Genomic DNA, 25777 nt, shown 5'->3' with positions numbered 1-25777 from the left:
GGTGGGGGTGGAGGTGGAGGGGGTGGCGGAACTGGACCACTGACAGGTACTTCTGGATCTGAAGGTGTAGGATTCGAAGATGGTAATGCCTGTGGTGTTGGTGAATCAGGCACCTCTTCCGATTCGTCCTTTGGTACAGGAGCCGTCCTCGGTGCGGCCGTAATAACCTGATGGCCATCACCATCTTCCACGTTAAAGGAGAAGTCGCGATTTTCAAGGGCTTTGAAATCGTATTCCCAATCTATATTCTCGCTTTCGCCCTTTTCCACAAGCGCTTCCCGGATCTGGGTCAGCTCAACTTTCACATTCTCAACTTCGGCGGTCAGCTTTTCACGATCGAAATCTGCATTTCTGGGGTCCTGTTTAAAATTACTCAGAGCCTTTTGCGCAATAGCCTGTAGCTCTTTCATTTTCTCAGCATCAATCTTTGGATCAGGCGGAAATACACTCACCGGCTCAGTGCTGGGGGGTACAGTCACAGAGATCACAATCTGATCTTTTTCCCGCGCTTCAGCCCCTTCCTCATGATTGAGTACCCCGAGAGCGCGATCCATCAAGTTCAGCTGCCCCAACTTTTCCAAAGCGATATCCGCTTTTTTAAGAGCAGCTTCCTTTTTCGTTCGCAAAGCTTCGGGAGTTTCCTGTCTCAGGCTGGGCAAACCGTCATGTGAGATCTTTTGAACATCACGGTCTCCAATCTCCTTTTTAAGAGCTGAAGAATCTGACTCTTGGCCTGAAGCCACCAATGGCACAACATCTGACTCACTGGTCACGCTGTCATGCCTTGCAAAGCCAGACTTACTCTTAATAGATAAGGTTTGATCCGTAACCGGAGGAGGAGTCTGACTCTGCCCTGTTGATCCAATGCTGCCCATAGTTTTTTCTTCTATGTTTCTGGCTAACCCTCATTCAACTCTAGCAGCATGGCACACTGAATGTTAAAACCACCAAAGCAACTCTAAGCCATGAGGAATAACACGGGCACCAGCAGGTTTCAGTGAAACGATTCGCTCATCATATACACTGCCTCCAGAAGCTTTCCCTGTTCGCTGATAATTTTCCCACTCTTCAATCGCCTCTTTGGGCAAAGTCCAGATTTTTATTTCCGTTACCAGCCCGCTCAGGGCAAAAAACTCCCATCCATCGGATGACTTACCATGTCCTCCTGCAATCACCAACCCACTGATAAGACCCGTCAGCCAGCCACCAAGGTGACCACGCCACGAGGCCTTCTCCTCAACACGCTCAGCCAGCGCTTTTAAATGAAAGGCTTCATCGGACAGGTCAGGATCATGGGCTGCAGCTGGAAGAGGGTAAAGTGGTTCGACCAAAAGCTCTGCAACCCCGAGCCCGGAGGAAAAGGCGCTGACGGCCCTGGCTCGTTTCAGGGCTTTATCATGGGTACGCCCAGCCTCATGGCTATCAATCAGAGCTGATGCTCCATGGACAGCCATCCAGCCATACTGCCACCATCGCGCCTGTGCCTCGAGAACATCAACGGTCTGCCCAGTGGCTGGAATGGTATGGAGCGAAAAGAGAAAAACTGCAACAGCAAAGAAGCCTCGAACCTGCATAACCCGATGTCCACCATGAGCAAGAGCAGCGCAGTGTAGACCGGATTAATCAATCAGGAATGGGTTTCGCTTTTTTTACGGTGTTTCTTCCCAGGGCGAGGAGGCAAAGGACGGCGCTCGGCCAGAAGGTGACGAATCGCCAGAACGGGATGATGCAGCAACATACGCGGGCCAGCCCAGCGCATGACTGCACGAATCTGCTCACGCTTGGTGGGTTTATAACAATGGATAGGACACTTGTTGCATACCGGCTTATCAGTGCCATAGACACAACGTTCAACCCGACGTTCACAAAAGGCTTTCAGCTCTTCACAGCTGGGGCACAGCTGGCTATTTTCGTATTGGTGGTGATGTTTGCAATACAGGGCAATCATCAGGCCAACGGTTTTATTCTCTCGTTGGAGACGCTCTGCGTTGTTTGTCATAAAGACGCCCCTTATTTTCTTTCAGACACAAAAAAAGCGCGCATCAATGATGCACGCTTTCTTCAAATTTGGTCGGAGCGAGAGGATTCGAACCTCCGACCCCCACAACCCCATTGTGGAACCCAAAGACCATATAAGTCTATGTTTTTAAAGGAAAAACCCCTTAAAACGGGTTCAAAAAACACGACAACTACCGCATATAAAAAAGCGTTGCGAAACAATACGATACGTTTGCTTAAATAGTCAATTCTGATAATGAGTTATAAGACAGTGTAGGTACATCTACGACCACCAGCCAAAAAAAAGAGGCCACAAGACCTCTTCTCCATAGAAAGTTTCTTTACCACATAGCCATCTCACCCCACAGCCAGTCCCTGGTCATCATCATCCACCAGCTCTTCAAACTTCAAGCACGCCTCATGCTGCTGGTTTTCCATGTGTGACAACACGCACTCAAACCCCGGCTTTGCTTTGTGAAAATCTTTCTCCGGGCATGACTTCACCAGAATTCTCAAAGAGCCGATCAGCTTTTTCTGCTCGTGCATGTTGTCTGCTAAATGCTTCCCCATAACTTCTCCCTAACCAGATCGTACTTCGATCTTCTCATGGCTTTGCGCGTGTGCGAGTCGATTTCTTAAACTTTTTATACTGTATATTTGTACAGTATAAATATCTACAAATTTACACTGATTGACGGGCGCCCCTGCAACCGCCATTATTTCTCTGTCTCTGCCCTAACCCTGCTCAAAACAGGTCAAAGGGCGGTTGCACCGTTTGGGACAGACGGCCACTGCGCCGGGTGTCCTGCTAATACAATACCTGCTATGCAGGAAATAACAGGGGAGCGCCTTTGAGCTCTTTTGAGCGCCCGGCACCATTCCCCGTGCTCTATTCGTTTGTTGGCATCATCTAACTGGAATGCTTTCCGGTTATTGATGCGTGTCAGCTTATGAATATGGGTACGCGCTATGCGTACACTTTCTTCAAGACCAGGCACTTCAGCCATAACAAAGCGAACGCGGGGTAAGGATGTAAGCATTTGTGGGATTAAAGCCCCACAGGGTTTTGCTGCGTCTTGAACAACTGGGCTGGACGCAGCGCAGGCTGGCAAACATCATGCACAGGCCACATACGACAATAAACGGATGGTGCACCGGGCATCGTGACCCACGATCTGCAGATCTGCACGAGCTGTCCCGTACGTTGCGCGTTCCTATGGACTGGCTGTGCGGCAATGATGAGTACACCAGCTGGAAACCTGAGAACGACATATAACCGCCTAAATTTATGCTTCTAAAGCATTGAACTACAGGCGGTTACATGTTGGATAGCAGTGGTTTAGCGGATTGGTTGCCGGTAGCTGGTGTGATAGACTTACACTTCGAGACAACGCAATGCGGAAGCCCCGCCCAAAAGTCGTATAACAAGACTGCTATATAGCTACAACCACCAATCACTATAAGCAAAACAACATATAGGTACAATTCACATACCTTCTCAACCTTTACCGCCCCCTGAAGCAATCAAACGGTTCTTATCTGCACTTCCTCTGGTAGTTCCAACCCAGTAAGTAATGGATGCACCCCACAGGGTCACTACCTGACCAAACAGCATAAAGGCCACGTCTTTATTAGCGTCTGGTATTTCGATGTGAAACAAAGCGTATGTGAGTCCCCCCACCAGCAAACTCATAAGCCACACGATAACTGCAGGCATGCGGCTGTCTTTATGAGATGCTCTGGCATTGGCTTTGTCGTTCAACTCAATCTCAAGCGTCTGGAAAGCGAGCTTTTCAAGTTGCTCTTTATGCTCAAATTCCATTTTCCGAATATCAACCAGCGCCGTTTTATCCGCTGTTATTGCCTGAGCCACTGCAGAAGGCGTTGCGTCCGTACCGAACATGTTAGCGATCATGCCGCCAACTGTTGCTCCTGCCGGCCCCCCTAAAGCAGCCCCAACAACAGGAGCGGCATTACCAATCAGGTCTTTTACATCCTTCCAATCCATTACAGTTCCCTCAACTCAAAATGCTGCGGATCCCAGCCGCTGGCTCCCCATAACCCGCCCCAGTGCAGATACACGTTTTCCGGAATCTCCCCACGGGCTTTCATGCGGGAGAACTCGTTAAACATCAGCTGGGCAAACTGGTTTCTTGCTTTAGGCAGGAACGTGTTGCTGGCCTGTTCACGGTTATAGCCAACGGGTTCAACATCCAGCGCATTGCCAGACTGGTGATAGGAGAGGTTATTGGTACCGTCGGCTTTGGATGCGCCCTGGTCGAAGATGTTCTTCTGCTCTTCTGCCGAGCGTACGCCGCCCATCCACGGGATGGTCATATCGTAGCGGGATTTGGCCAGCGCCCGGGTGGCGCATTCGGTGAGCAGGTGATTGACGCCCTGCATGCGGCGCAGTGATCGCGCTCCCCACTTGTACATTATTCTTTCCCCCTGCGGACATGGTTGATAAAGCCTTTCGGGTCTTTCTTGAACTGGGCGGCCAGCTCAATCAGCCCTTCCAGCAGTTCACGGCTGAGCAGGCTGGCTACACCCACCAGCGCGTTCTTGGCACCGGGGCCGATGGAATCCACACCAGTGAGGGCTTCACCCACGAGATAGGCGACAAAGGCCGAAACAGTCACAGCCCGCAGTGCAGCCACCCATGTGATATGGCGGGTATCAACCACCAGACGAACAATGGCAGCCCCTATGGCAATGGCGATTGTGAGAATCTTGGCGCTGATGTCCGAAGGCATGTCATCCATACTGCACTGTCCGGTTGTGTATTATCTGTTTTCCCTATTGTAAAAACTGCAACGCCCGCAGGTAGCGGGCGCTGGTCAGGTGTTGTCACGGCGGGTCACAAACTGCGCTGTGGGTTAATGACTGGGGGTTATGGCATCCAGTTGGGTGTGCCAGTTCTCGAACTCTGCCTGAAACTCAGCTTCTGTTTTTTCGTCGGTCATGGCTTCTATGGCGGTTTTGGCGTCGAAGCGGAGGTCGCGGATTTGATCGATGGGTTCGTTGTACTCTTCTGCCATTTCCAGTATCTGGGAAACTGCGGTTTCTGCGTCTACTTCGTAACGGCGCATGTGGCTGGCTATGCCCATTGGGGGTTCGCCCTGGTAGCCTGCTTTTTTGAATGCCTGGGCCTGTTCGGCTACTCGGGTGTATTCGACCAGTGTTGTTTTGCCGCCGGGGAGGAATCTTTGGCGGGTCTGGTCGGCCAGTTTGTCGATGGTGTTGCAGTAGCGTTCTCGCAGGTCGTTGCCGCGCTGGGTTGTGTCTGTTTCCCACTTGCCCTGCCCTTGGCTCCACTTGTCCCATTGGGATGTGGGTTTCTTTTGAGTGAGGTGGTCTGGTAGCTCTCCCAGTTCTTTGTGTTCTACCTGTTCGCCGGTTGCTTTGTTGTAGGCTGTGCCTGTGTAGTCGGATACCAGTTCCCAGTCGGTGCGAGCTTCATTAACTAATACGACCTGATTCTCTGCAGGATCTGGTGGTGCAAAGGGTAATGTATTGGCAGGCGCTGCCTTTTGATTCACAGGGTCGAAAATGGAGATAGGTAGATCTACTGGCCCTGAGTATCGGCGCGTCTGATCGTTGAATCCGTAGCATTCAGTCATAGCAGAACCTTATTTCCATGGATATGTTGGCAAAAGAATAACGTTAACGCTTCGCGTTTCAGGCCCGTATACACCGGCCTGTTTACCAGCTACTGAAAGACCACTATCTCCTGTCACCGCAGTGGAGGTAGGTGTTGGTTGGTTATTAAATGTTGTATTACCTGACCAGTATTGGTCTATTACTCCCCATGCAAATGTACCAGATGCAGCTGTACCAGTGGGAAGGTCGTGGTTATGCCGCCCCACTGCGAAACCCTGCCAACTACCCGGCTTATTTCCCCCAGTACGACTATCACGATCCGGATCATACAAAATACTCAAATCAATAAATCGAGGGAAAACACCGGTTACCAGGTTGCCGGGTCTGAACGTGGTTGATCCATTACCCGAGCTGAAGAACGCTTCCATACCCGCATTCTGCCACTGGGCGTCGGTCACCATGCTGCCGCTGTTTTGGATGTAGTCCCAGAGCTTGGGATAATCCACCCGGTTGAGGATCTGTCCGGCTGGCACCAGTTCGTTGGGAGCGAGGCTTGGCAGGTTGTTGGGGTCGCAGATGCGGAAGCCGAGCTTGCCGACTTCACGGCTGGCCTGCATATCATTGATAGCTTCCACCAGCTGGGTGAACTTGCCTTTCTGCAGGTTATTGGCACCAATCACATTAACGATTTCTTCCTGAACAGCATTCAGCCAGTCAGCGGTTATTACGGTGGCAGGTACGCCCGACTGCGGGTTACCACTGGTAAACCGGTTGTCGTTTGTTGCGCCTTCCCCATCAATTCTGTGCATAGTTTTAATTCCCTGTTTGGTTAGCTGCTGTACTGGAAAATCACCAGCTTGTGGGCATGGTTTAACCGGCGAAACAAGCATTCCAGCTGGCCGGTCTGCCATGTGGCGAGGCGATCACCGGAACGGCTGTTGTCTGCGGTGGCGTGATTCACTGTCAGTGAGCTGTCACGGTTAACCTGCCAGACAAAATGCCATTCCCCGCTGCAGCAGGGGTCCCCTGCTCTGGCCATGCCCGCCTTGGGCTGGCTGAATTCGGTGATGGTGATGGCTATCCCCATACGGTCTGCCAGTGCGATATAATATGTGCGGGACTGGTCGCCCACTTCCCGGAGTTTTTCCAGAAGGGCTTCACGGCGTTGTTCCAGTTCCTGAGTGCTCCCGTGGCATTCATCGGGCAGGCCTGCGCTGTGTTCCCATTCCGGCAGCATTTCAATAGTCTGGTGTGGCAGTGCATTACTCACCAGATCGTCGCCACGCTGATCTACCCGGGCGAACTCTTCCGCCAGTGCATTCACCAGACGGGCTAATACGCTGCCGGGTTCTGTGTTCCATACCAGCCCCTGTGGCAGAAGCTGTCGCAGCTGTTCGGCGTAACGGGTCAGGCGGTTTGCCATGTCACACCTCCAAAGGTGGCCAGCTCGCCCACTGCCGGTTCAATATTTACGGTGGGGCTGATCAGGGTGTGGTCATTCTCACCCAGTGCCACTGAGATGGATTCGCGAATCTGGCTCACCGGAATCATGCCCGCGCCTTTTCCATCTTCCGGCTGGGCTATGCGATAGAACAGGTCTTTCAGTTCTTCCGTCACAGCAGCACGCACTTCCGGTGTATCCGGTTGCAGGTTAGCAATCACAATGGTTTGTGGTGCCGGGTTGGGGGCGTAGATGTAACGCTCTTTCATGCTCACCGGGCGACGAATATCAATATGTTCGGTCACGGCGGTTACCAGTGCCGCATCGGGAATCGGATTGTCCGGATCGTTACTGGTGAAGGTGACGGACACGGTGCCCAACCCCATACGGTTCGGGTAGCACCAGGCTTTGTAGGTGCCGGGGACTTCCAGTGTCCAGCGTTCGTAGTCGTCTTTGTTGCCACCCTTGGGTGGTTTCTGAATGCGGAGTAACAGGCGGGTGCGCAGGCTTTCATCGTCTTCTGCATTTTCACCACCGGTAATGCCTGTGCCTGCCACGGTGGCATCGGCCAGTACACCTTCCACTGGCTTTTGCAGCTGCACAATCACACCGGTTTCTGTATTGGCGCTGGCTCCTGCCTCCAGCGCTTCCACATCCACCAGCGCGGTTCCGCTGGCCAGTGTGGCACCGGTTGTGACTCGAAGCTGAGCCCCATCGCTTCGCACCAGAAGAGTGCCTGTGGCAATGCTGGCACCCGTGTTTCCAGTAAACGTCACTTGCCCTTTAGCAGTCTGGGCTTCTCTGGGAATCACTTTCCAGACCTGACACCACAGGTGCAGAAAATACCCCTCCGCCGTCGCCGGGTTAATCTGCCTTGCCAGATAATCCAGATAGCCGTACAGCCCGTGGGCCACTCCCGCCAGTGCCCTTGCCAGTACGGTTTTTACCGCCCTGCGAAACGACACGCCGCCCATGCGGCTATCAAGGTCAGCCGTGGTACGGTCAATAATGTTTTTCAGAGACGGGCGTTGAAAGGGCATGGTCAGTTCCGGTCAGACTGTGCGCCCCAGGGCGCTTGATATTGATATTTTAAAGGTGCCATGCGCGGCCTTTGCACGGTCACGGTGATTAACAAAACGTCAGGCTTTTCTATTTTGGTGGTCACCACAACATTCTCTGCCACGCCATCTTTCACCAGCCACGCCAGTGCTTCTTCACAATAACGACGGGCATCTTCGGCAATTTTCTGTGTGAGTTTTTCCCGCTGAATCAGCCACAGCAGAGAACCAATCTCGTCACCTTCCTGTTCGGCCAGAGCATCACCCCACCAGCCTCGTCGGGATACACTGTCGGGAATGGTGATATCGTCCGGTGCCCGGCGGTCAGTAAACAGGCTGATAAGAATGGGATTCTCCAGCCCTTCGTCGGTGGTCAGGTCTCCGGCCAGTACCTGCAGATCGCCGCCATCGGCATTCATTACCAGTCGTAAATCGCTCATGTCACACCCTGAATCTGTCCGCCACTGTCGTCGATATGGCCGTGGGTATCGTCAATCGTCTTGCCATTGGCCTGAACGGAGCCGTTGAAGTGGGTATCACCGTTCACGGTCATATTGCTGTTCACCTCTGTGGCTGGCGCATCAATCACCAGCTTTTTCACAGCGCTTACGTGCATACGCTCCCGCTCCAGTACCACCCTGTTGCCTAAATCGTCATACAGTGCCACTTCCCCCGGCTTGAGGGCTTTGAGCCGGTAGCGGGTATCATCCACCGCAATCACAAGGCCATGGTCACGGTTGCCCCCATGGAACAGCACCACACACTCAGCCCCCTTTTTCGGGTGGCTGGTGAGGCCGTAGTTTTGCAGGCGCTCTACCGGTTCCCGCAGGTCATCTTTGAGAACCGTGAGCTGCAGGGTTTGCAGGCTGCCTGCGTCGTTCACTGTCTGGATAACCGCCCTGCCCACCATCAGCTGCAAACGATGCTTGAGGGGAGCCAGTGCCCGGGTGATCAGTGCCCGGATATCCGCCACTCTCATTGGCTGACCTCCGCTTTGTTCAGGTCAAAGGCATCCGCCTTGCACAGCTCCAGCGTGGTGAAGAATCCCTTCTTTCCGGCCTGATAGGTGCAACCTGCCACCAGCAGCGTTTCATCAATGGCCAGCCAGGGAGATTTCACCGGCACCTTGAGCCACGGCTTCCACAGTTCACCATTGCGGCCAGCCCAACCCTTCACCCGTACCGAGAGCCGCCAGCTGCGGGAATCACACACAGCCCGTTGCCACTGGGAGCGGCGTACTGCCTGTTGACGGTCAAGGGATGATTCCGACAACACCACGCAAGCCCGGTGTCGGGTAATACCACTATCAGTGGCATCGCCGGACACTGTGCAGCGATCCAGCGGCGTGACTTCATCGGCAAAACCGGCCAGCTGGCTCAGGGTGGAGTAATGGGAGAAGCGCAGGCGACGGTCTTCAATCAGTTGGGCGCTTTCAATGTTGATGCCTTCTTCCAGTGCTGTGCCGTGGGTGTTCTGTGGCTGACCACGCACCACCTGAAGCTGACCAAGACCATTGCTGAAAATCAGCACCGCACACTGGCGGGATAATCGGTCGATGGCTTCCGAGCCGGTTTCACCGGGGAGAAAATCAAAGCGGCGCAAGCGTTCCTGTTTAATGTCGTCCTGATCGGTAACGGCTGTGAGGCCGAAGGGTTCGCACAATGTGTTCAGCACACCCATCAGGCTCTGGTTTCTGTAACTGGCTGACTCTACAGCGCAATCAGACAGGTCACTGGCGCGGTCCCATCCCATCAGGGAGCGGTCACGGGTCTGGTTGCCGAAGGTGGCAGTTTTCTTGCCCACGTAACCGGTAATCAGGGGCGTTTCCCCAAGATGCAGGGCACAGGGCTGGTCGAAGCCGATGGGGCCATCCTCTGCCCACTTGTTGCCCGCATCCAGCGCAAAGGCACCGGCCAGAAACTCAATGCCGGTTTGCACAGTGACCGATTGCCATCCCCGCCAGATGCTGCCATCCACTGTCAGGCGAATATCATTCATCCGGTCAGCACCTCCAGCGGTTCACCACCGGGCAAAAAGCCCGGGTGGGTCACATGGTTGCGGCGGGCGATATCGTCACCCTGTTCCGGATTGCGGTAGAGTTCATAACCGGCCACCAGCGCAGGCAGTGTGACCGGTGGCGTGTATTCTCCAGTCTGGGGAAGATTCTTGTCAGGCAGTGCCTGGTAAACCTCTTTGCGCAGATCCTGCAGGGTTGTGAACACCTCATCACTGGGGGTGACTTCCGCCACCTCATCCAGATTATCCAGCACCTGATCACGGGCAGACTCTGATTGCCCGGTGGATTCAAAAGGCGTTTGCACCGCCACATCGGCTGAGGTAATCACCGCCGCTTCCTGCACCAGTGACTGTATGGCCAGCCGGTTACTGATCTGGCGCTGCCGTGATGCGGTGATTGGCGCAATGGCTGTGGCGTTGGTGTCGTAGCTGGCCAGTGTGCTCAGTTCTGAGAGAACACTTCTCTGGCTGCCCGTGCTTCCTGTGCTTGAGGCACTGCTGCCGGTATTCGCCGCCACACGGCTGGCAACACTGGAAAGCTGTTTGAATGAAGAGTACAGATTCTTGGCAGCGGAATACGGTGATGCCAGGTGACCAAGGTTCACAGGCTGAGCAAACATAGGATTACCCAGCCGTGCTGAGGCATCGCTCATATAACCGGCCACATCATTCATCATCTGCACAGCATCTTCGGACACAAAGCCCGGCACGCCATCCAGTGAGAAGTTCTCTGCAAAGCCTCTGGCACTGGCTTCTTCTGCGGCCTCTGCGGCCTTGCCGACCTGTGTTTTACGGTCAGCCTGTGCCGCAGGGAACTGTTGTTCTCCCTCTTCCACAAAGGTGAGAGCAAAGCGAGCCATGCCGCCATCTTCAGAGCTTTCCCGCAGGCTCCAGCTTTTGCAGAGCACTTTGAGGGTGCCAAGGTACGGATGCACCAGATCGGCAGCGCCTTCTTTCTGGATGGCGGACAGCAGCGCATCACGCAGGCTGAAATACTCCGCACCCAGCACATAGGCGTCTACGGAATATTGCCGGGCCTGCTGGCCGGTGTCTTCCGTGCTGGTGTCGTCGACTCCGAAGAACTCACTGGTGTCGGTATTGCGGCCACCCGTGGCGTTATGGGAGCGAATATGAAAAGGCACACCCCGAAAGCGGGCTGGCTGGTATCTGTCTCTCCAACTCATAATTGCTCCTACCAGGCAAAGCTGTAATCAAGTGAGGTTTCCAGATCGGTGCCACTGTCAGATTGTGTTTTCACTTCCGCCCCACGGGGCATGTTGGCGAAATCCACCCGCACACCGGCACTGCTGTTCACATCCACACGCTGCAACTGTGCGGCACGCTGTCGTGCATAAGAGGCACGGTGGTAACTGGCCTGTTCGGGAGGCGGTGTTCTGGCGGGCGTCTGACTCTCGCTGCTGTCATCGCCCCACCCCAGTCGTTTGGTCACCCATCCGGGCAACAGGTTGGAGAGTTTCTGTTTGATGGTGTCCAGCACATCAAAGCCGGTCAGGGATTTCAGCAGGTGGCTGGCACCACGGGCCATCAGGGCAAAGGGGTTGTTCATCAGCATGAACTTGCCAAAGGCTTTGAACTTGTCCCATACCAGCCCAACGCCTTCTTTCACGCTTCCCCATACTGCGGCGGCCTTTTCTTTGATCACATCCCAGTTTTTGTAAACAGCAATACCAGCAACAACAAGGCCGGTCAGCCCTGCCATAAACCAGCCGAGCGGGGTTGTCATCATTGCGATGCCCAGCATCTTGAGCTTGGCGATCATGGGGACCAGAAGGGCGGCAGAAATCTTGGTACCAACGGCAACGGCTGTTGCTCCCAGGGTGGCTAATGCGCCCACCAGCGAGCCAAGGGCGATTATCAGCTTCCCGCCAATCAGAATGCCCAGTGCCGTCATTACAACATTCACACCACCAAAGCGGTCAGCCAACGCGGCACCAAAAGTAATCAGTGGTTGCACTCTGGTTTTCACCTTCTGAAAACCGGCCTGAACCTCTTTCAGTCTGGCGGGTAATTTGCTGGCAAAGGTTTCTGCCCACTTGCGCAGTGCCGGACCATGCTTGGCTGAGAAGTCGGCAAACTGGCTGGCCAGCTTTGTGAACATGGGAGCAAGAGCAGCACCAATCCGGTTACGCAAGCCCTGCATGGCGTAATCCAGATTAAGCATGGCGTCTGCGGCATCTTCTGCCGCTGTGGCGTCAGTGTCACTGATCACCAGCCCAAGCTGATGGGCTTTCTGCCGCATTTCGTCAACTGCGGAAGCACTGGCGTCTGCAATACCAGTGAGGGCGACACCCTGACGGGAGAAAGCAGCGGATGCCAGAGCTGCACGTTTGGCGGGGTCTTCAATCTTGCGCATGGCCGCCATCAGCAGGTTGAAGGCTTCTTCGTTGGAGCCTGCGGCCATCATCTGATTCATCAGTGATTTATTGGTACGTTCCAGAAAGGAATACAAACCGCCGGTACCGGCCTTGGCTTCACCCATCCGTTTGGAGAAGGCCAGCAGAGAGCTGTTTAACTGTTCTTGCGTGGCACCCTGACGCTGGGCAATGTACTGGGCTTCCTGCAAACCCTGTACAGACCAGCCCACCCGCTTGGAGTGTTTGGCGATTTCATCACCGGAATCCGCAAAGGCTTTGTACATAGCCACACCGGCACCGGTTGCCAGGCCAGTGACGGCGGCGATTTTGGTAGCAACGCCTTTCAGCTCATTGCCCACCCGACCAATACCAGTGCCGACACCACGAAAAGCCGAGCCCAGTTTGTGCAGCCCGGCTTCTTGCCCCAGTGCTTTCAGTGATGTACGGAGTTTTTTTACAGGAGCCTGCAGCCGCTCAAACCGACGATTGATCTTGCGCATGGGCTGGGCGAGTTTATCCAGTGCGCTGATTTCGATCTTTAAGGGGTAGTTTTTGCCGGCCATCTTGTGTGGCTCCTTTTACGGTTCCTTGGCTTTGATCCACTTCTGGGCCTGATCAATCCAGAACTCAAGTTCCTCATGATCCATGACCCAGAGTTCAGAGGGAGGGGTGTGGAATACGCCTGCGATCACGCCGAACCAGTCGGCCCAGTCGTGTCGCCAACATCCAAAAAATCAGTAATAACGTCACCCACTTCAAACACATCCACAGCATGCAGCTCATCAATAATCAGGGACGACTGACCAGACGCACGACCGGCAATCATCAGCAGGTCATCAATGCTCATATCTCCGGACAAGGTCACACCACGCAGGTGCTTGGCTTTGATGGGCTGAATCACAACTTCTGTAACGGTGGTCTCCCCCACCGTCACAGGATGCTGGAGCGTGACTGTTTTTGCTGTTGGCATCAGTTGATCTCCTCTGCTCGCCGGCCTTCAATACGCACACCGATTTCACCTTCTTCTGTGTTTCCTGAACCTTCACCGGCGTACCAGCCATTATTTAGAACAACGCTCTTGCCATTGGCGAGGCGCAGTACTGCTGTCATATCTTCAGCAGTCACCAACTTGGCGAGGTCAAGGTTCTTGTTGTCGGTGATGGCTCCTTCGATAAAGGCCACCTGCGGTGTTTCCTTAAACCCGTGCACTTCGTCACCGCCGATAATAGCTTCACGCTGAGGTTTTCCCAGGTTATAGGTGAAGGCCCCCTTGGCATCATAGCGCTCACCGTTCATGGTCAGTTCGATGATGCCGCCCTTTCTGTTCTGGCTCATGGCTTAACCTCCCTTAAACCCGGAATTGAACTTGCGCCGCATTCACACGCAGCTGGTTAATCAGATCAGGTGGCAGCAGCCAGTTCAGGCGGTTCGGATCCTGAGCGTCACGCTCTACCACCAGATCACGCTTGAACTGATCCAGATTTTCCACCAGCCCCATGTCCTGCCACTGCATAAACTTGGCGACTGCTTCCGCCTTGCCGATGGATGGCGTCATAATCGCCTGCCCCGCGGGTACCCGTACCGTGTCGCCTGCCAGCTTGTGGCGTGGGTACTTGTTGGTGATGTAGGCACGGAAGTCGAAACGCAGATAACTGAGAGTCAGCAGCGTGTTCACATCCCGGTAACTGGGATCAGGTGCGCCCTGTGCGTTCAGGTTGTAGGTGGTGACCATGCGCTCAATCAACATCTCACCACCGGGGCTGACTGTTTTTGTGCTGATGCCGTCGTTCAACAGCAGGTTGCGTTCTTCACGGGTGAAACGATCTTCCGGCCACGGTGCCTGCACACCCGCCAGCGGCAGGGTCTGGAAAGGCCGTGCCGGATCAATCTGGCCGTGGAGCGCCACCACCGCTGCATCGGCTGCTGCACACTTCCACGCCAGTGTAGGTACGCCGTAATAGCCGCTGATAGTCAGGTGCTCAGAGTTGCGGGAATCTCCCAGCGTACCCAGTTCGGAGTGAGTACCGTTGGAGGCTGTTAATGCATGGCCGTCAAGCTGTCGCCCTGGTCCCCAACGGCTGGCCAGTTCGGTTTCCATCTCTACCAGATTGGCCTGATCGGTATAAGGCATAGCGATGATGTGATAAGCCTCATCACCCATGGCTGCAATCGTATCGGTCAGGGTTGGGTTACCGGTACCGCCTGCCAGCAGACCGTGACGGGTCGCGCTGATACCTGCGGGGAAATCTTCACCACTGTAATAGTTGCAGCGTACATCGATGCCGTTGCCCACTTCGCCTTTGTGCAGTGCGGTGAACGTAACTTTTTCTGCCGTCGCTGATGCGGTGACGGTGATATCAGTATCCTTGCTCACGGCGGCCGCAATTTTGCTGGCCACAGCCGCAGCCTGATCACCGATGGATACGGCCACACGCAGACGATGACCACCCACCATCAGGTTGAAGGTACCTGCCTGAGTGGCCAGCCCTGTAATGGTCATATCGTAGGTGGCCTGCGCTCCGGCTTGATCATCATCAAGAGCAATCACCCACAACTCAGTGACGCGGTTGTTGTCCAGAAAGCCGGACACCATGTGGTGCAGCATGGATGCACGGCCAAAGTATTCCGCTGCCTGTTCTTCGCCTGTAACGCGGGTTGGCACACCTTTATGGACTGTGCCGGAAGGCAGACGCTGACCAATAATCAGCGCTTTGTAGTTCTGGATCGCTGGCCCCTGGTTCGCATGGGAGTTGTCGAACTCGACAAACACGAATGGGGTCAGCTGACCATTGGGAATCTGGTTGAAGCTGATGGTCATTTTGCCTTCGCTCCCTGCTTCTCGGTTGGGGTGTCAGCCACCAGCACAACATCACCGCACTTGATGCGGCGCAGCCAGTAACTAGTTCTTGGAACTTTTTCGCCTTGTGGCTTGAGATGGTCACCACTCGGGGTGCGCACCTTTACGCCTTTTTTGGGTTTGATATGCAGCATCATGACTGGCCGCCCCCCGGTACATTGATTTCCTGATGGGAGTCTTCACCCCCAGAGGTGTTGATAGAGACACCGGCCTTATCCCAGTACGGCAAATCGTCCGGGCTTGGGCTGGCGTCGGTGTAGTATTCCAGTTCCCATGTCAGTTCACAGGAGCCGATACAGTCTTCACCTTCATCACTGAACAGCAGCCGGGTGCTGGTCAGCAGGCTGTCAGCCACGGTTTCGCTGAAGCTGACATCTGCGAATACTGCCTGTTCCACTTGAGCCGCGAGGGTATCCAGAAGATCATCCAGCCCCTTGCGCCTTTCTGCCCGTATATCCACCACACAACTCAGCCGCCTGCGATCTACACGGGGAGCCGTGGAGGTGGCATAAGCGGTGTCACAGTTTTCGGTGGTGGTGTACACCAGCAGACAGGGAAGATCCTGCTTTCTCAGGGTGCGCTGACGGTTAACAAATACACGGTCACCCGCGTCTGTTTTATTCAGCAGCTGGGCGGCGACGGCTTCCCGGATAACCTGACGATGGTGCTTGATGCTCATGGTCAGTAATCCCGCTTCAGCATCAGCTCTGCCATGCCTTCCCCATCGGGCCGTACTTCATCAACCAGATAGCGAAGGCCACGGATGACAACGGGGTCATCCTGATCAGGCGCGGTGGTGAAATCACTGAGACTGACAGCAATCTTGGGATCGGTACTGGCCACCGGTGCGCCGGTAGACGGATCAGCCTCCAGGTATTCCCCAAAGAAGATGACCCGCGTTGGCACACCTGCCACAGTGGCTGGCTCAGCCAGTGGACTGGAGAGAATCGCCCTGTGCATACCGCTGGCCAGCTGCCCGAAATCCATGATTAGATCACCGTACCGTTCAGGCGTACTGAGATGTCTGCCACACCGTTACCGGCAGCGTAAGCGGCGCAACCAATCAAGGTATTGCTTGCGGCTTCTGATGTGACGGAACCACTGGCAGCCCAGTAAACCTTGTCTCCCTGACCAATGTCTTGGGAAGTATCCTTTGGCAGTTCGTAGACACCGGCGGTGTCAATCTCGAACTCTTCACCAATGGCGGCATCGCCCATAGCTACGCCAAACAGGTCTCCTACCATCACGCCCTGACCGCTGAGCACTGCTGCGGTTGCGATCACTGTCAGGAATCGACCTTCCTGAATTTTATTTCCTGCCATGCTCTTATCCTCTGAGTGAACGGAAGCGGGGACGAATCCCCGCGCTCAACCGTGTGCGGTTAGCCTTTCTGCTTGTAGAGACCGCGCCAGTCGATAGGTGCAGCCGCAACATCCAGACGGGCCTTGAACTTGATACCGTCCACATCAAAGCCCTCTTCTTCTTCCAGAGTCAGGCCTTCGTCACCGGAGAGATACGCCAGTTCAATGGTGTCGATCTGGGCAGGGCCACAGCCAAGGAACCAGTCTTTGGCGTTGCCGCCGTTCTCTTCCAGGCGGGGTTCTGCCAGTACCTGCAGACGACCAGCGAAGGGGTTGATGTCTTCGTTTCGGGTAGCCGCCAGATTGGTGCTGACAAACTGTTCCGCCTTGGTTTCCAGACTGGAAGGAACAATCAGGTACTCAGGCAGCACGGAGACCAGACGACCATCAACACCTTTCTGCTTGCGCATGGCAGCACGACCGGCACCGATACTCGCTACGCTGATTTCAGCCGTAGTGGAGTTAAAGTTGTTGTGCTTGGCATGGAACAGAGCGTTGTTATCCGACATAACAATGTTCTGGGTAAACAAGCCCCAGACAAGATCAGATTCCAGATCCGCCGCGGCACGGCCATACATGGTTGCCAGACGCATAAAGGCGTCCAGATCATCATTGACAATGGCCTGACGGGTAATCGGAATAATCCGGCCATAGGTTTCCAGCTTGTAGCTTTCTGCCTCATCACCGAACTTGCCGTACTTGAACTCACCGTTCTCGTTCACCTTCTGCAGGTCTGGCGCATCACCAAGACGGGTACGCTGCACAGCCTTGAAATCACTCAGGCTGACCTGACGAACAATGGGGCGGAAGGTTTGCGGACTGCCGGTGTAGGCGGCCTGCAGGGTTTTATTGGTGACGTTAGCCAGAATAAGCTTGAAGTCACTGGTACCCAGAGCACGCTTGGCAATATCCAGCGGCTTCATGCCACGGGTGCGAATGCCGTTCATTTCGACAACTTCCCGTGCCATATCCAGCAGTCGAAGACCAACAAAGTCCTGACCGGACTCCACCAGCTTTTCCTTACCGGGATTCACACGGTGGGACAGGGCGTTTTCAATACCGGAGCGAACCGCATCCATATTGGGTGCGCTGCTGAAGGTGATAAAACCACGGGCTTCGTGGTTATCGCCCTGGTCAGCAAACTTGTCGATGATCAGCTTGCGGGCTTCTTCAATGCCGGTGCCGTTAGTGATCATCTCATCAGCGAACTCATCACCCAGCTTGGCGGAGCGTACAGCCTGACGAATGTCAGAAACACGCTGGCGCTCGGCTTTTACGGCTTCGTCTGCTGCCTGACGCACGGCATCCGGTGATGGCTGCTGTGGTGCAGGTGTTTGACCATTGTCGGAACGCTGGCCTTCATTGGACTTTTCATTTTCGTCCATTCTGTTTTCCTCTTCAGGAGTGATGGGCAGCGCCCGAAAAATGAATTCACAGGGGTTATCGTTCTCTGTTTCCTGTGAACGGGTACCGGCACCATCATCTGCTGGCACTGGTACAAAAGAGAGTTCGTGGGGTTCCCAGTCGATCGCACGCAGGGTTTTGATTTTGTCATCGTCTTCGCTGACATCTTCAAACTTGTAGATGCGGTATCCCACGGAGACGTTGCAGAGAATGCCGTCACGAATGTCCTGAACAATGCCGGCGATATCGTCACGGTTTGACAGGCGTACACGGCAGCGGCCTTCTGTGCCGTCGGTAGTAGCAGTGCCGGGTTCAACCTTGCCGATCACATCACCAAGGCGGTATGTGGAGTGGGTATCACACACAGGGGCGTTATTATTGAAGCGGCCAAGGCGGATATGATCGGGATCCATTGAGAGTTCTTCGTTGAACTCTTCATCCTTCCACCAGTTGTACCGGCGAACACGGGCACCCGTGGACCAGACAACCTCCACAGTCCGTTCTTCTTCGCTCCAGGTCTCCGGCATGATCCGGGCCTGCAGCATCATCGGCGGAATATTCCGGGTCTGGGTTCTGGTGGTTACATTGTTTTCGTCCATCGTGTCCGGTGTCCGGTTGGAAAATGCGCTTGTTCAGACACGATGTTATGCAGGAGGGAAAGAGGTTGGGAGGGGGTGGGTTTCATGTGTTGTCATGGTGGGTCACATACTGATACCAATCAACACAACAAAAGAATGTTGTTGTTCTTGAAAACGGGTGATTTAAGCTGGTTTCCCTGCCATGTGGCAGGACAACCAATTGAATGAGGGATATTCAATGCAAGTAAGAAACATTAATGGAACCAGCGATAACGATTGCCGCTGTGAAAGCTGGCTGAAGCACTGGGAAAGATTCTCAGGCTCAACTGCCAGCTACTGCTGCGTGGAAGGATGCATTAACAATGCAAGAGTTGGAGCACACGTTCAGGTAGGTGGGTTGCTGAGCCAGACCTGGTACATAGTGCCCATGTGCAGCGCACACAACAATCAGCGTGGTGGCCATTTAGAAATCAGTGATTACACCCCACTGGTTCCTGCCAACGTAAAAGAAACCTGCGGGGCGTAATTCTCAGCACTGGCGAGGTTGTCTGCAGTACTCCCTTGGGTTATCCCCATTGGCTATACAGTGAGCCAGCCCTTCCGCCCATTGCTGGGTACCCGTTCCGTATTGAGCATCGGTTTTGTTATCAACGACAGTGCGGACTGTGAATCTGCTGTCATCGATCTGCAAAACCTGAATCTTTGTACTGATTTCCTTAACCAGTTTCATAAGGACCTCGTATGTCACTCTGATGCCTGTGACTGATCCGGCTGCAACGTACCGCCCCTCGCCGTCTTGCGGGGGTCGGTATCCAGCACGATACCCAACTTATCCAGTCGCTTCATATCATCAGCGTATTCATCAAAGAAGCGTACCGGATCTTCTCCCAGGCGACGCACACCTTCGGACGGTGTCATCAGGCCATCACGGATATATTCCCGAATCGCCTTGCCTTCTTTCTCCATATCCAGTGCAGGAACAGCCGGTGGAGTCCAGACCATAGTGACTGGCTCTGTCTCTCCCATCAGTTTGCAGGCTTCATCAAACCAGCCGTAAACGCCTTCACACAGCCCCGGTATCAGCATATTCCACTGCCAGTGTTCGACGTTGGCTACAAACTCCAGACGCCCCATGCGGGCGCTGGAAAAGTTCACCTTACTGAAGTCGCCTGTCATCTGCTCGTTGGTGATACCAAAAGAAGAAGCAATTTCCCGCAGCACCAGGCGGGCAAACTCTGACCCACCATCGGCGTTAGGCGGGGTTACTGTGCTGATGTCGTTATGACCAACATACTCCACCATGCCCGGCTCAATGGAGTCCACAGGCAATTCAGGATCACCATTGTCTTTCTTGGGCAGACTGACAGAGTTGGGATCTGACCCTTTCACCAGTACCGCAAAGCAACTGGCGATTTTCTGCTGCATCAGCTTGGCATCCTGCAGTTCGTCAAAATCGCGGAGCCTGAGCATGGCCGGTGCAATCCACGGCACACCGTGAATCTGTTCCGGACGGTCACCGTCAAAGATATGCAGAATTTCAGACGCAGGAACACGGCGGGAGCTGGCATGGTAGCGGTTAAAGTGCTGGTAGTTGCCCGGATGCTCTTCAAACAGCCAGTAAGCCACCAGCTGACCAATACCGTTATACTCCTTACCCTGAACAATGCGGTTGCCGTTGCTCAGTGCCTGAGTTTTGTTGATGTCGATCCAGTCAGGCTCCAGCACCTGAATCTGGAGAGGGACAGCCAGCTTGTCATTACTGCGACGCCGCCGCCTGCGGATCAGCACCGAACCCGATTCAAAAATGGTATTCATGGCCAGCGCCTGCAGGCCATAGAAGTTACGCTGACCATCCGCATCAATCTGTTTGCTTTCTGCCCACTGCTGCCAGAGTGACTGGCGTTTTTTCAGGGGGCGTTCACGATCCCCTTTCAACTCACCGACAATGCCATAACGCACGACATTGTTACGGATAACGCGCTGAGCCTGCCGTGCCCACGGGTTGTTCCTGAGCAAATCACGACTGCGGTACATCAGCACATTCAGATCACGGCCAATTTCTGCATTGGCGGAATTACCCGAGGCTTTCCAGCCTTCGGTTCTGCGACCTTTGGCGGCACCTTCATAGCGGCGCTTGATGAGCTTGGCAGCGGTTTGCGCCTGCAGGCGGCGCATATAAAAACGGGGAGCGACATTGATCAGCAACCGGTCATAGATACCAAGCTTTTCTTTCTTAGCCATTACCGAAGTCCTTTGCTGAAGTGTGCCACTCTGGCGCGTTGTGGCTTTTCAATATCCATGCGCATCATGTCGCGGATCCGCATCATTTCACCCAGGCTCCGGTACTTCACTTTCTTGTCGCCATACTCCACCTCAAGGGTACCCATAGCGATGGCGTCTTCCAGTGCGTTGAGTTGTTGTTGCGTGAAAGCCATTAGCGTCTGATCCATGTCCCTTTTCGGGTGCGTTTGCGGGCAGGCTTTTTGCTGGCTGCCTTTTCGGGTTTGTCCGGTTTTTTGCCTAATCCGGCTTCCAGCTCTCGCCAGTGCTCTTCTTCAAAGCGGTCTATGCCAACGGCGGCCGCCGCTGCACGGTTATAAACCCGACAATCCAGCGCCTCATTACGCTCGCGGAATTTATCCCATACATACTGCATGCCGCGCTTGGTTTTCTTCTCAACCAGCTGTTCTGCAGTCAGCATCTTGAAATAGTCTTCGTTGTATTCCGGAAACCGGCAATAGCCGGGCGGTGGTTCCGATGACTGTTCGTTATCTTTCGTGAAACTCAGTTGCAATAATCCATAGATTTCCGTCTTGGCAGCATCCGTTCCCACGCCCCAGATTTGAATACCCTTCTGGATGTGTTTGCCTTCGTAGTTCAGGTCAACCCATGTTGGTCGGCAGAGAATCGGGTAAGGCCCGGGAGGCATACCCTTCACCGGCATCACTATCCCAATGTGATTACGGGTCCAGTTGTAGATGACCTGAGCGTTATATCCGGTATCGATGGCGAAGCGCAGAAGTGACATCTGCACACCACACTTGTGAGTCCATGTTCCTGTGACGATCTTGCTGAGTTTGTCCTGCACTTCCTGTGTCTCGATGCGCCCGGGTATCACAATGTAATCAATTGACCATGACCGCTTACCACGGCCCCAGCCAACAATCTCAACTTCGACACGATCCTTCTGAACGTCAGCCGCTGCGGTAAGAAACAGGACACCTTCCGGCACCGTACCAATGGTGTAGGTGTCCCGTCGGTCATACAGCCGTTTCCATTCCGGGGCATCCCCTTTCTGTTTCCATGTTTGCGCCAGCTGAGTGTTGATAAAAGTTTTCAGCAGTTGCGGGTTACCCTGAGCCTTGAGCCACTTCTCTGCCAGCTGGCCGATGGTTTCCCATGGGCTGGCCAGCTTGGAGACGTTAAACCCCGCATGACCTGTGAATGGTTTTGTTGCCCGCCATGTTCCCTGCTTGATGGCTTTCTGGCGCTGGGGTTCTGTCCATTCTGCTGTGCACTTGGGGCAAGCGTAGTGAGCTTTCTTGGGTAGTTTTTTACCTCCCTCATCCTTGGGAATGACAACGTGATCCCACGTCATTTCCTCCCGGTGGCCACAGTAGGGGCAAGGGACTTCAAATATTCTTTGGTCAGAATGGGAGTATTCCAGTGCTATACGGCTGCGCCCTTCTACCGTCGGGCTGCATACATGCAACAGTTTTGAGTTCCAGAAGGTTGCCTGACGTTCCGCAATCAGGGAGATCGGGTCCCCTTCATCACCGGCGGAGGCCGGGTATTTATCCGTTTCATCGCACAACACGACACGAACAGGGCGCATGGCCAGATCACCCGGAGCATTACTCCCCACAATGGAGACGTGTCCACCAGCAAAGGTTTTGTGAAGTATCTTGTCACCTTTGATCTTGCCCTTGAGGGCGGGGGTATCACGGATCATGGTGGCCAGTCTGTCTTTCGACCAAGCTTCACCCAGTTTCTCGTTAGGCTGCATCACAATCATGGGTGCCGGATCCAGATCGATGTGATAGCCGACAATGTTGTTGATCAGCTCTGTTTTCATCAGCTGGGTGCAGCACATCACTGTGATAATTTTCACATGGGGATCAGAGTAGGCTTCCATCGGGCCACGGCACACTTCTACGTTCGAGGTTTTCCACTTGCCCGCTTCAGAGGAGGCCCCCTGAGACAGATAACGATAAGCGTCCGCCCATTCAACCAGTTTCATATTGGGCGGTGGTTTCAGATTATCCTGCCGCGCTTTTCTCAGTAGCTGACGGGCATACTCAATCGACTCTTGCTTCCATGACTCCAGGCTCATCGACACACATTTCCTCTAACGCTTCTGATATGTTTTCCAGTAGCAGTTCTTCAATTTCTGTTGGGGAGTCCATTAACGCCAGCTGCCGTGACAACTTCCCAGGCAACGAAATGGCTCTTGACCGGACAAAGGCATACTCATCGGATACCAGCTCCACCATGCTGGCAACATCCAGTTGCTCTTTGCGTTTTTTGGCATTCTCCAGTGCTTTGCCATCAGCCTGCTCTTTTGCCAGACGGGCGCGTTCTGTCTCCAGATCGTAGTCACCCTCTGTTTTGTCCACGTCATAGAGCAATGGCAAAACCTCCCGGCTGTCGTAGAGGTGACTCCGGCCATCGACAACAGGTTCGATATTTTCCAGCCGAGCCTTGATAGTCCTGTGGGTTTTGCCAGTGAGCTCATGCAGCTTGTTGGTGCTCAGAAGTGGCATTCATCAAGTCCCTGTTATGTTGTTGCCCCTATGAAAATGCAAAATGTCCGGAAACATCGCGGTTCGAATTACCCGCGGCTCTCAGGCTCCGGGAAGGACCCAATAGGTACCCCCTCCCCCTCCGGGTCACTGGAGACTTGAACAGTGCCGCTCTCGAATGCCTCAATGCTCCAGCGAACACCCTCCTGCTTTGCTGTAACAGAAAACCCGTCATCAATCAGTCTGGTGACAGCATCAAGAGCTTGGTCAGTAGTCAGGTCTGCTTCGAAAATAACCTTTCTCATCAGCGCTTTCTCCCGGTAGACATGGCGTGCCCCAAGGCTCTGCCAAATTCCTTGTTGTAATTTTTTCCAACGGCTTTGTTGGCAATGCGGTAGAAGTCCAGCCGTGAGCGGTACTGGGGCTGACGCGTGACCAGCATGAAGGGTTGCAGCTTCCGGCCTTTGCGGATCCATACGCCTTTTGCTTTCCCACCGGGTCTGCCCACGAAGTACTGCGCCTTGCGTGATTTGCTGTCCACCTTCTGTTCCGTCTTAACACCCGCCACCATCTTCATGGTTTGTGCCCGGGTTATGTTGCCGTGCTGGTTCAGCTTGGCGGAGCGTGATGGCACAAGGAACTCATCAGACGACAACAGCCCCTTTCCTCTGAGAAGAGACGCCGCCCCCTTCACGCTGCGTGGGCCGCCATGAACTTCAGGGCCCAGATACTTGGCAGGCGCATTCCCCCGCGAGGCCATATCCTTGAACATCACCACCGCAGTCGGGTTGATATCCTTTTTCTGTGCAGGCCTGAGCAACAGGGAGTTGAGCGTGTAACGGGTTGGGTTGTTGAACACCCGTTGCATTTCATTGCGGGTATCGTCACGGACAATGGCACCGATCTTGGTGAGCGAGACCGCCAACGCAAAAGGAATATGCTTTTTCTGGAACTCCTCCAGGTGCTTGACTGCACCCGGGATATCCACAAACACATCAACATCAATCCCCATGATTACTTTCCCCGCACCTGAGCATTCAACCACTGGTCAACATCGCCCCGGGCATACAGCACCTTGCCGCCAATGCGAGAGTAATCAGGCCCCTTGCCTTCCGTGCGCCAGTTGCAAATAGTGCCCACGGCGAACTGCTGATCCAGATACTCATACAGCTCTTTTGTGTTGAGCCAGATTTTATCCAGGTAGTTTTTTGGTGTTTGTATTGTTGGCTGCATGACGCTCCTTAATCCCTGACGGACGATCTTTTGTTGAGCTTTGTGAATAACCTCTTACTCATCGCCAGAACTGAATCTGGCAAACGCTTCCTGATAAACACGCAGCTCTTGAATGGATTCCCAGATATCTTGCAAGGCTTCGTGCTTGTATGTTTTGTGCTCGCAGGCTTTACCCGCCAGTTCAGGCGCAAAGTAACGAGCGGCCATAGCGATGGCTGATACATCGATCATGCGATAGTGCAGGTAGGCGTGAAGCTCGGGCATTTGCGCCATGATGTATGAGCGGTCGAAGTGGATACTTGAGCCACACATGATGCCGCCTGTGCGAGCGTTACGGTCGTAAGGCTCAATACCGCAGCCTTTCAGGTAACTGATGACCTGCTGCTCAGCTTCTGCCAGCTCTACACGACCATAACCATGGCGCACAGAGTCAAGCAGCCCGCTTTCGGTGTGGGTCTTCATAGGCCATGGACCCAGCTTTTGAAGCTCCTCTTCTGTTTGAGCGATAACCAGCCGGAATGGCACTGCCAACTCATTCAGCTCGGTATCTGTGACCCGAACCGCAATCTCCAGAATCGGCAGAGACTCACATCCCAGAGTGCCGTCCTTCTGTCGATCGTTCAGACCGCCGGTTTCAAGATCAATCCATACAAATGCAGTTTCAGTGTTCATAGTTTCTCTCTGTGTTTTTCTTTTTGAAGCCCGGGCGTTAATCGCCGCAATACTTTGACCGCCCGGGGCCGCGTTCGTTATCTGGATAAATCTGATCAGCCAGGGAAGGTGCCGGTATCCGTGCCTCCAGCTTTTTCACTTCCTTACTCAGCTTGTCGCTGATAGCAATCATCCGGGTCATGCTCTGGCGCATCACGCTAATGGCGTCCACTTCTGTCAGGGGCTCCCCGCCATCTGTATACACAAAGCCCACCAGCAAGCAGGTACCACAGGGGCGACGCAGGCCGCCGTGATAAAACATCTCTGCTGCGTCGTACCCGTGCCCTTTGCACTCAGGGCACAGCTTTACGGTTTTTCCGCTTGTTGTGGCGAATGGCGCCACTGCATTTTTGCCAGCTGCCGTAGGCGAGGGCTTTTTTTGCGGGTGTCCAGGCTGTGTAGA

At 54.1% G+C, this 25777-nt stretch carries 36 protein-coding genes and 1 pseudogene; 2 read left to right on the top strand and 35 right to left on the bottom strand.

Annotated features, from left to right (window positions below; translation table 11 throughout):
- From E1189_RS10330 to E1189_RS10310, 5 genes and pseudogenes are all read right to left on the bottom strand, one after another.
- Positions 1-875, bottom strand: a pseudogene (locus E1189_RS10330) (hypothetical protein); the annotation flags it as partial.
- Between the two features lie 63 nt (positions 876-938).
- Positions 939-1574 (bottom strand): hypothetical protein, encoded by a 636-nt coding sequence (locus tag E1189_RS10325; RefSeq protein ID WP_155160028.1) that lies wholly within the window; start codon positions 1572-1574, stop codon positions 939-941.
- Positions 1575-1627: 53 nt separating this feature from the next.
- Positions 1628-1999, bottom strand: coding sequence for a nitrous oxide-stimulated promoter family protein (locus tag E1189_RS10320; RefSeq protein WP_155160026.1), 372 nt, complete (start codon positions 1997-1999; stop codon positions 1628-1630).
- A gap of 356 nt (positions 2000-2355) precedes the next feature.
- Entirely contained in the window at positions 2356-2568 is a 213-nt protein-coding gene (locus E1189_RS10315) for a hypothetical protein (RefSeq protein ID WP_155160024.1), read from the bottom strand.
- Positions 2569-2753: 185 nt separating this feature from the next.
- Positions 2754-3038, bottom strand: a complete 285-nt coding sequence (locus tag E1189_RS10310; RefSeq protein ID WP_155160022.1) for a hypothetical protein — start codon at positions 3036-3038, stop codon at positions 2754-2756.
- A gap of 2 nt (positions 3039-3040) precedes the next feature.
- Between E1189_RS10310 and E1189_RS10305 the strand changes: the two genes are divergently transcribed.
- Positions 3041-3274: a helix-turn-helix domain-containing protein gene (locus E1189_RS10305; RefSeq protein ID WP_155160019.1), complete on the top strand. Its 234-nt coding sequence runs from the start codon at positions 3041-3043 to the stop codon at positions 3272-3274.
- 222 nt (positions 3275-3496) lie between these two features.
- Here E1189_RS10305 and E1189_RS10300 read toward each other — a convergent pair whose 3' ends face one another.
- From E1189_RS10300 to E1189_RS10200, 20 genes are all read right to left on the bottom strand, one after another.
- Positions 3497-4006: a hypothetical protein gene (locus E1189_RS10300; protein ID WP_155160017.1), complete on the bottom strand. Its 510-nt coding sequence runs from the start codon at positions 4004-4006 to the stop codon at positions 3497-3499.
- The gene (locus E1189_RS10295) at positions 4006-4434 is read right to left on the bottom strand and encodes a M15 family metallopeptidase (protein ID WP_155160016.1); all 429 of its coding nucleotides are present in this window, start codon (positions 4432-4434) and stop codon (positions 4006-4008) included. The genes E1189_RS10300 and E1189_RS10295 overlap by 1 nt, the downstream gene beginning before the upstream one ends.
- Positions 4434-4760 carry a hypothetical protein gene (locus tag E1189_RS10290; RefSeq protein ID WP_155160014.1) on the bottom strand — a complete coding sequence of 109 codons (327 nt, stop codon included), beginning with the start codon at positions 4758-4760 and terminating at the stop codon, positions 4434-4436. Before E1189_RS10290 ends, E1189_RS10295 begins: the two co-directional genes overlap by 1 nt.
- Positions 4761-4874: 114 nt before the next feature.
- Positions 4875-5618, bottom strand: a complete 744-nt coding sequence (locus tag E1189_RS10285; protein WP_155160012.1) for a tail fiber assembly protein — start codon at positions 5616-5618, stop codon at positions 4875-4877.
- Between the two features lie 9 nt (positions 5619-5627).
- The gene (locus tag E1189_RS10280; protein ID WP_155160010.1) at positions 5628-6407 is read right to left on the bottom strand and encodes a hypothetical protein; all 780 of its coding nucleotides are present in this window, start codon (positions 6405-6407) and stop codon (positions 5628-5630) included.
- A gap of 20 nt (positions 6408-6427) precedes the next feature.
- Complete coding sequence (locus E1189_RS10275; RefSeq protein ID WP_155160008.1) at positions 6428-7021, bottom strand: YmfQ family protein; 594 nt, start codon at positions 7019-7021, stop codon at positions 6428-6430.
- The gene (locus tag E1189_RS10270; RefSeq protein ID WP_155160007.1) at positions 7006-8079 is read right to left on the bottom strand and encodes a baseplate J/gp47 family protein; all 1074 of its coding nucleotides are present in this window, start codon (positions 8077-8079) and stop codon (positions 7006-7008) included. The genes E1189_RS10275 and E1189_RS10270 overlap by 16 nt, the downstream gene beginning before the upstream one ends.
- 2 nt (positions 8080-8081) lie before the next feature.
- Positions 8082-8537, bottom strand: coding sequence for a phage GP46 family protein (locus E1189_RS10265; protein ID WP_155160006.1), 456 nt, complete (start codon positions 8535-8537; stop codon positions 8082-8084).
- A complete protein-coding gene (locus E1189_RS10260) occupies positions 8534-9076 on the bottom strand; it encodes a phage baseplate assembly protein V (protein WP_155160004.1) in 543 nt (180 codons plus the stop codon). The genes E1189_RS10265 and E1189_RS10260 overlap by 4 nt, the downstream gene beginning before the upstream one ends.
- Positions 9073-10095 (bottom strand): phage baseplate assembly protein, encoded by a 1023-nt coding sequence (locus tag E1189_RS10255; RefSeq protein WP_155160002.1) that lies wholly within the window; start codon positions 10093-10095, stop codon positions 9073-9075. Before E1189_RS10255 ends, E1189_RS10260 begins: the two co-directional genes overlap by 4 nt.
- Entirely contained in the window at positions 10092-11297 is a 1206-nt protein-coding gene (locus tag E1189_RS10250) for a DNA circularization protein (protein ID WP_155160000.1), read from the bottom strand. The genes E1189_RS10255 and E1189_RS10250 overlap by 4 nt, the downstream gene beginning before the upstream one ends.
- A gap of 8 nt (positions 11298-11305) precedes the next feature.
- Positions 11306-13051 carry a phage tail family protein gene (locus E1189_RS10245; RefSeq protein WP_155159998.1) on the bottom strand — a complete coding sequence of 582 codons (1746 nt, stop codon included), beginning with the start codon at positions 13049-13051 and terminating at the stop codon, positions 11306-11308.
- A gap of 125 nt (positions 13052-13176) precedes the next feature.
- A complete protein-coding gene (locus E1189_RS10235; protein WP_155159993.1) occupies positions 13177-13458 on the bottom strand; it encodes a phage tail assembly protein in 282 nt (93 codons plus the stop codon).
- On the bottom strand, positions 13458-13823 hold the full coding sequence (locus E1189_RS10230) for a phage tail tube protein (protein ID WP_155159990.1): 366 nt from the start codon (positions 13821-13823) through the stop codon (positions 13458-13460). The genes E1189_RS10235 and E1189_RS10230 overlap by 1 nt, the downstream gene beginning before the upstream one ends.
- A gap of 13 nt (positions 13824-13836) precedes the next feature.
- On the bottom strand, positions 13837-15306 hold the full coding sequence (locus E1189_RS10225; RefSeq protein WP_155159987.1) for a phage tail sheath subtilisin-like domain-containing protein: 1470 nt from the start codon (positions 15304-15306) through the stop codon (positions 13837-13839).
- On the bottom strand, positions 15303-15482 hold the full coding sequence (locus tag E1189_RS10220; protein ID WP_155159985.1) for a DUF2635 domain-containing protein: 180 nt from the start codon (positions 15480-15482) through the stop codon (positions 15303-15305). The genes E1189_RS10225 and E1189_RS10220 overlap by 4 nt, the downstream gene beginning before the upstream one ends.
- Entirely contained in the window at positions 15479-16024 is a 546-nt protein-coding gene (locus E1189_RS10215) for a hypothetical protein (protein ID WP_155159983.1), read from the bottom strand. Before E1189_RS10215 ends, E1189_RS10220 begins: the two co-directional genes overlap by 4 nt.
- Positions 16025-16026: 2 nt before the next feature.
- Positions 16027-16332: a head-tail joining protein gene (locus E1189_RS10210; RefSeq protein WP_155159981.1), complete on the bottom strand. Its 306-nt coding sequence runs from the start codon at positions 16330-16332 to the stop codon at positions 16027-16029.
- 2 nt (positions 16333-16334) lie between these two features.
- Complete coding sequence (locus tag E1189_RS10205; protein WP_155159979.1) at positions 16335-16667, bottom strand: DUF2190 family protein; 333 nt, start codon at positions 16665-16667, stop codon at positions 16335-16337.
- A gap of 59 nt (positions 16668-16726) precedes the next feature.
- Positions 16727-18709: a prohead protease/major capsid protein fusion protein gene (locus E1189_RS10200; RefSeq protein ID WP_155159977.1), complete on the bottom strand. Its 1983-nt coding sequence runs from the start codon at positions 18707-18709 to the stop codon at positions 16727-16729.
- A gap of 217 nt (positions 18710-18926) precedes the next feature.
- Here E1189_RS10200 and E1189_RS10195 point away from each other — a divergent pair, with 217 nt between their 5' ends.
- Positions 18927-19214, top strand: coding sequence for a hypothetical protein (locus E1189_RS10195; RefSeq protein ID WP_155159975.1), 288 nt, complete (start codon positions 18927-18929; stop codon positions 19212-19214).
- Positions 19215-19217: 3 nt separating this feature from the next.
- On the opposite strand, the gene E1189_RS10190 is transcribed toward E1189_RS10195, so the two are convergent.
- The 10 genes from E1189_RS10190 to E1189_RS10145 form a co-directional block, all read right to left on the bottom strand.
- Positions 19218-19418, bottom strand: coding sequence for a hypothetical protein (locus tag E1189_RS10190; RefSeq protein WP_155159973.1), 201 nt, complete (start codon positions 19416-19418; stop codon positions 19218-19220).
- A 14-nt stretch (positions 19419-19432) separates the two neighbouring features.
- A complete protein-coding gene (locus tag E1189_RS10185) occupies positions 19433-20929 on the bottom strand; it encodes a phage portal protein (protein ID WP_155159971.1) in 1497 nt (498 codons plus the stop codon).
- Positions 20929-21123 carry a phage head-tail joining protein gene (locus E1189_RS10180; RefSeq protein WP_155159969.1) on the bottom strand — a complete coding sequence of 65 codons (195 nt, stop codon included), beginning with the start codon at positions 21121-21123 and terminating at the stop codon, positions 20929-20931. Before E1189_RS10180 ends, E1189_RS10185 begins: the two co-directional genes overlap by 1 nt.
- Positions 21123-23021 (bottom strand): phage terminase large subunit family protein, encoded by a 1899-nt coding sequence (locus E1189_RS10175; protein WP_155159967.1) that lies wholly within the window; start codon positions 23019-23021, stop codon positions 21123-21125. The genes E1189_RS10180 and E1189_RS10175 overlap by 1 nt, the downstream gene beginning before the upstream one ends.
- Entirely contained in the window at positions 22987-23451 is a 465-nt protein-coding gene (locus E1189_RS10170; protein WP_155159966.1) for a DUF1441 family protein, read from the bottom strand. Before E1189_RS10170 ends, E1189_RS10175 begins: the two co-directional genes overlap by 35 nt.
- A gap of 68 nt (positions 23452-23519) precedes the next feature.
- The gene (locus E1189_RS10165; RefSeq protein ID WP_155159965.1) at positions 23520-23735 is read right to left on the bottom strand and encodes a hypothetical protein; all 216 of its coding nucleotides are present in this window, start codon (positions 23733-23735) and stop codon (positions 23520-23522) included.
- Positions 23735-24442: a hypothetical protein gene (locus tag E1189_RS10160; RefSeq protein ID WP_155159964.1), complete on the bottom strand. Its 708-nt coding sequence runs from the start codon at positions 24440-24442 to the stop codon at positions 23735-23737. The genes E1189_RS10165 and E1189_RS10160 overlap by 1 nt, the downstream gene beginning before the upstream one ends.
- A gap of 2 nt (positions 24443-24444) precedes the next feature.
- The gene (locus E1189_RS10155) at positions 24445-24663 is read right to left on the bottom strand and encodes a helix-turn-helix transcriptional regulator (RefSeq protein ID WP_230460313.1); all 219 of its coding nucleotides are present in this window, start codon (positions 24661-24663) and stop codon (positions 24445-24447) included.
- Between the two features lie 54 nt (positions 24664-24717).
- Positions 24718-25335: an oligoribonuclease gene (gene orn / locus E1189_RS10150; RefSeq protein ID WP_155159963.1), complete on the bottom strand. Its 618-nt coding sequence runs from the start codon at positions 25333-25335 to the stop codon at positions 24718-24720.
- 37 nt (positions 25336-25372) lie between these two features.
- Positions 25373-25777 (bottom strand): hypothetical protein (locus E1189_RS10145; RefSeq protein WP_230460312.1); only part of this gene is annotated, 405 nt, incomplete at its 5' end.

This window comes from Parendozoicomonas verongulae, from assembly GCF_009711465.1.
GTDB lineage: Bacteria > Pseudomonadota > Gammaproteobacteria > Pseudomonadales > Endozoicomonadaceae > Sansalvadorimonas > Sansalvadorimonas verongulae.
This window is presented reverse-complemented; position numbering and strand designations above follow the sequence as displayed.

Bases quoted from the DNA above. Each gene is read 5' to 3' on its own strand.
- E1189_RS10325 (WP_155160028.1), bottom strand. From the start codon at position 1,574: ATGCAGGTTCGAGGCTTCTTTGCTGTTGCAGTTTTTCTCTTTTCGCTC.
- E1189_RS10320 (WP_155160026.1), bottom strand. From the start codon at position 1,999: ATGACAAACAACGCAGAGCGTCTCCAACGAGAGAATAAAACCGTTGGC.
- E1189_RS10315 (WP_155160024.1), bottom strand. From the start codon at position 2,568: ATGGGGAAGCATTTAGCAGACAACATGCACGAGCAGAAAAAGCTGATC.
- E1189_RS10310 (WP_155160022.1), bottom strand. From the start codon at position 3,038: ATGCTTACATCCTTACCCCGCGTTCGCTTTGTTATGGCTGAAGTGCCT.
- E1189_RS10300 (WP_155160017.1), bottom strand. From the start codon at position 4,006: ATGGATTGGAAGGATGTAAAAGACCTGATTGGTAATGCCGCTCCTGTT.
- E1189_RS10295 (WP_155160016.1), bottom strand. From the start codon at position 4,434: ATGTACAAGTGGGGAGCGCGATCACTGCGCCGCATGCAGGGCGTCAAT.
- E1189_RS10290 (WP_155160014.1), bottom strand. From the start codon at position 4,760: ATGGATGACATGCCTTCGGACATCAGCGCCAAGATTCTCACAATCGCC.
- E1189_RS10285 (WP_155160012.1), bottom strand. From the start codon at position 5,618: ATGACTGAATGCTACGGATTCAACGATCAGACGCGCCGATACTCAGGG.
- E1189_RS10280 (WP_155160010.1), bottom strand. From the start codon at position 6,407: ATGCACAGAATTGATGGGGAAGGCGCAACAAACGACAACCGGTTTACC.
- E1189_RS10275 (WP_155160008.1), bottom strand. From the start codon at position 7,021: ATGGCAAACCGCCTGACCCGTTACGCCGAACAGCTGCGACAGCTTCTG.
- E1189_RS10270 (WP_155160007.1), bottom strand. From the start codon at position 8,079: ATGCCCTTTCAACGCCCGTCTCTGAAAAACATTATTGACCGTACCACG.
- E1189_RS10265 (WP_155160006.1), bottom strand. From the start codon at position 8,537: ATGAGCGATTTACGACTGGTAATGAATGCCGATGGCGGCGATCTGCAG.
- E1189_RS10260 (WP_155160004.1), bottom strand. From the start codon at position 9,076: ATGAGAGTGGCGGATATCCGGGCACTGATCACCCGGGCACTGGCTCCC.
- E1189_RS10255 (WP_155160002.1), bottom strand. From the start codon at position 10,095: ATGAATGATATTCGCCTGACAGTGGATGGCAGCATCTGGCGGGGATGG.
- E1189_RS10250 (WP_155160000.1), bottom strand. From the start codon at position 11,297: ATGAGTTGGAGAGACAGATACCAGCCAGCCCGCTTTCGGGGTGTGCCT.
- E1189_RS10245 (WP_155159998.1), bottom strand. From the start codon at position 13,051: ATGGCCGGCAAAAACTACCCCTTAAAGATCGAAATCAGCGCACTGGAT.
- E1189_RS10235 (WP_155159993.1), bottom strand. From the start codon at position 13,458: ATGCCAACAGCAAAAACAGTCACGCTCCAGCATCCTGTGACGGTGGGG.
- E1189_RS10230 (WP_155159990.1), bottom strand. From the start codon at position 13,823: ATGAGCCAGAACAGAAAGGGCGGCATCATCGAACTGACCATGAACGGT.
- E1189_RS10225 (WP_155159987.1), bottom strand. From the start codon at position 15,306: ATGACCATCAGCTTCAACCAGATTCCCAATGGTCAGCTGACCCCATTC.
- E1189_RS10220 (WP_155159985.1), bottom strand. From the start codon at position 15,482: ATGATGCTGCATATCAAACCCAAAAAAGGCGTAAAGGTGCGCACCCCG.
- E1189_RS10215 (WP_155159983.1), bottom strand. From the start codon at position 16,024: ATGAGCATCAAGCACCATCGTCAGGTTATCCGGGAAGCCGTCGCCGCC.
- E1189_RS10210 (WP_155159981.1), bottom strand. From the start codon at position 16,332: ATGGATTTCGGGCAGCTGGCCAGCGGTATGCACAGGGCGATTCTCTCC.
- E1189_RS10205 (WP_155159979.1), bottom strand. From the start codon at position 16,667: ATGGCAGGAAATAAAATTCAGGAAGGTCGATTCCTGACAGTGATCGCA.
- E1189_RS10200 (WP_155159977.1), bottom strand. From the start codon at position 18,709: ATGGACGAAAACAATGTAACCACCAGAACCCAGACCCGGAATATTCCG.
- E1189_RS10195 (WP_155159975.1), top strand. From the start codon at position 18,927: ATGCAAGTAAGAAACATTAATGGAACCAGCGATAACGATTGCCGCTGT.
- E1189_RS10190 (WP_155159973.1), bottom strand. From the start codon at position 19,418: ATGAAACTGGTTAAGGAAATCAGTACAAAGATTCAGGTTTTGCAGATC.
- E1189_RS10185 (WP_155159971.1), bottom strand. From the start codon at position 20,929: ATGGCTAAGAAAGAAAAGCTTGGTATCTATGACCGGTTGCTGATCAAT.
- E1189_RS10180 (WP_155159969.1), bottom strand. From the start codon at position 21,123: ATGGCTTTCACGCAACAACAACTCAACGCACTGGAAGACGCCATCGCT.
- E1189_RS10175 (WP_155159967.1), bottom strand. From the start codon at position 23,021: ATGAGCCTGGAGTCATGGAAGCAAGAGTCGATTGAGTATGCCCGTCAG.
- E1189_RS10170 (WP_155159966.1), bottom strand. From the start codon at position 23,451: ATGCCACTTCTGAGCACCAACAAGCTGCATGAGCTCACTGGCAAAACC.
- E1189_RS10165 (WP_155159965.1), bottom strand. From the start codon at position 23,735: ATGAGAAAGGTTATTTTCGAAGCAGACCTGACTACTGACCAAGCTCTT.
- E1189_RS10160 (WP_155159964.1), bottom strand. From the start codon at position 24,442: ATGGGGATTGATGTTGATGTGTTTGTGGATATCCCGGGTGCAGTCAAG.
- E1189_RS10155 (WP_230460313.1), bottom strand. From the start codon at position 24,663: ATGCAGCCAACAATACAAACACCAAAAAACTACCTGGATAAAATCTGG.
- orn (WP_155159963.1), bottom strand. From the start codon at position 25,335: ATGAACACTGAAACTGCATTTGTATGGATTGATCTTGAAACCGGCGGT.